Source organism: Steroidobacter sp., assembly GCF_016790065.1.
In the GTDB taxonomy this organism is placed as follows: Bacteria; Pseudomonadota; Gammaproteobacteria; order Steroidobacterales; family Steroidobacteraceae; genus Steroidobacter.
In genome coordinates this window covers 1-2,762 of record NZ_JAEUPY010000006.1, presented here as the reverse complement: position 1 = coordinate 2,762, position 2,762 = coordinate 1, and the positions used below count along the sequence as shown (strand labels likewise).

The window sequence follows — 2,762 nt, the reverse complement described above, 5'->3', positions numbered from 1 at the left end:
CCCGAAGATGTCGCTCGCATTCCCGGCACGCGTTGGTTGGTCTTCAGCGGCTTCAGTAGTGGAGCGGGGCTGAAGTTGGTCGATAGCTCGGCGCGCACCATGCGCTTTTGGTACTCGGGCGATCGTACTCAGATTGGTCACGATGCCAAGGCGTTTCCATTGTGCTCGTCGCCGCCGTCTGCCGCGGTATTCAATGCGCAAGGTATCAGCTTGCGGACTCAGTCTCCGGGGCTGCATCGGCTCCATGTCGCGAACCATGGCGGCCGAGAGGCCATCGAAATCTTCTCTATCGACGCACGTGCCGATGAGCCCAAGCTCACTTGGATAGGTTGCGTGCTGATGCCCGACGGCATCGCGGCCAACAGCGTTGCGACCTACTCGGATGGCACCATCCTCGCCAGCGTGCTCACTCATCCCGGCACGTCGATCACGGACTTCGTGCTCGGCCGCACTACGGGCGGCGTGTACGAGTGGCGTCCCGGCACAGAGGCGTTCAAGTTGCTCAAGGGCACTGAGCTGCCGGGTAACAACGGCATAGAAACATCGCCCGACGACCAGGAGTTTTACGTGGTTGCGTTCGGCTGGCGCGCCGTGGTCGTGTTCTCGAGAAAGGATTCCTCCAAGCCACTCAGGCGGGCTTTAGCGCCGGGCTTCATGCCCGACAACATTCATTGGCATGAAGGCCGGCTGTTGTTGGCGGGCATGCAATTCGATGAGCCGACTTGCGGCGGCCTGCGCAAGATCGTTGATGGCAAAGCCGATGGGATGCTTTGTCATCGGGGCTACGGTGTGGCGCAGCTCGATCCGGCTTCGATGCAGTTCAAGCTGATCGCCTACGGCGGACCGGATGCTTCGTTCAATGGCGTCTCGGCAGCATTGCTGGTCGATGACGACTTGTGGCTGGCGTCGTATCAGTCCGATCGCGTGGCGGTGCGCCGGCTCGAGTACGCATTGGCGCCGGTGACAGCCCGCTGAGTTTCCAGCAGACTGCAGCCCCAAATGAGGGCGCTGTTACTCGCCGCTGTCTGCGGTCTACTGTTTGTCGATGTGTTCGCCGCGAGCGTGCCGGTTTGGGGTGCCCGCGAACCCATGCCGGCCGATACCCCGGTCGCCGCTCTGAAACGCGGCCAATTCATCTGGTACGCCAACGCCGTACCCGACGGCCCCATGCTCATGGTGGTCAGTCTCAACGAGCAGCGGGCCTATGTCTATCGTAATGGCGTGCTGATCGGCGCGACCACGGTGAGCACCGGCCGCAAAGGTCACGAAACGCCCACCGGCGTGTTCACCATCCTGCAAAAGGATAAGGATCACCGCTCCACCATCTACGACAGTGCGCCCATGCCTTACATGCAGCGGCTCACCTGGGGCGGCGTGGCATTGCATGCGGGTGGCTTGCCGGGCTATCCCGAATCGCACGGCTGCGTGCATCTGCCCAGCGAGTTCGCGCGTCTGTTGTTCGAAATGTCCACCATGGGTATGACAGTGGTCATCGCTGCCGAGGCGGAAGCGCCGAGCCGCGTAACTCATCCGGGCTTGGTCACGCCGGTCGACTCGAAGGGCCGCGTGTTACCGCACCGTCCGTTGCAGGAATCCGAGTCGTTGCGTTGGCAGCCGGAGTTGTCGCCCACCGGGCCGGTCAGCATTGTGCTGAGCCGGGGCAGTGGCCGAGTCATCGTGTATCGCGCCGGTATCGAGATCGGCCGGGCTAGAGTGGTGTTTCGGGGCCCCGAGCCGATCGGCACTCATGTGCTGACACTGGTGGCTGGGCCAGGCAGCAGCGCGCAACGTTTCGTGCCTCAGCCCGATCGCCAGCATTGGATTCGCGTCGGGCTGGCTGGACACGAGGACGAGAAAGGTCGCGAGCCTGAGCCGGTCGCCGCCGATCGTATCGACATTCCTGAGGAATTCGTCCGGCGAGTGTTCGACGTCTTGACGCTCGGGGCCACGGTGCTGGTCACGGACGAAACCATCACGCCGCAGACCACCGGGCCGTCGCTCGATGTGATCAACGCGGACGCGCCAGAGTCTTGATGAGAGGCTGACCATGAAGTGCACGCACTGGCGGCGGGATCTTCTGCTTTTGCTGGCGCTATGTACCAGCGGTTTTGCGCACGCCGAGAGCGAGCGCATCGGACTCGTGCTGGGCGGCGGTGGGGCGCGAGGCGCTGCTCATATCGGTGTGTTGAAAGTGCTCGAACGCGAGCGCATTCCCATCCACGCCATCACCGGCACCAGCGTCGGTTCCATCGTCGGTGGCCTGTATGCCGCTGGTTATTCTCCCGATGAGATCGAGCGCGCCATCGGCTCGATCGATTGGATCGATATCTTTCACGACGGCACCGCGCGGCGCGAACGGCCGATGCGACAGAAAGAGACCGACATCGGCATCGTCGCCAATCTGGAAGTCGGGTTGCACGACGGCAACCTGCGGTTCCCGACGACGCTGGTGCGTGGACAGAAGCTTGGCCTGTGGTTGCGCCGGATGTTTCTAGGCCGGGGCAACGTCGAGAGCTTCAATGACTTGCCCATTCCGTTTCGTTGTGTGGCCACCGACATCGGCGAGGTCAAGCCGGTGGTGTTTCAGTCCGGCGATCTGGCGCTCGCCGTGCGTGCGAGCATGGCGGTGCCAGGTGCGTTCGCGCCTGTGAAACACGACGGCCGCACGCTGGTGGACGGCGGCATCGTCAACAACATTCCTATCGACGTGGCTCGCGAGATGGGGGTCGACCGAGTGATCGTGGTCGATGTCGGTCAGCCGC

Annotated in this window: 3 protein-coding genes; all 3 read left to right on the top strand. The window is 63.0% G+C overall.

The features are described 5' to 3' along the window. The coding region (locus JNL55_RS00085) for a hypothetical protein (RefSeq protein ID WP_293848051.1) at window positions 1–975 on the top strand (975 nt) is incomplete at its 5' end. A gap of 24 nt (window positions 976–999) precedes the next feature. Then, window positions 1,000–2,034: a L,D-transpeptidase gene (locus tag JNL55_RS00080; protein WP_293848050.1), complete on the top strand. Its 1,035-nt coding sequence runs from the start codon at window positions 1,000–1,002 to the stop codon at window positions 2,032–2,034. A gap of 13 nt (window positions 2,035–2,047) precedes the next feature. Then, window positions 2,048–2,762, top strand: a 715-nt coding sequence (locus JNL55_RS00075; RefSeq protein ID WP_293848049.1) for a patatin-like phospholipase family protein, incomplete at its 3' end; no start/stop codon positions are given.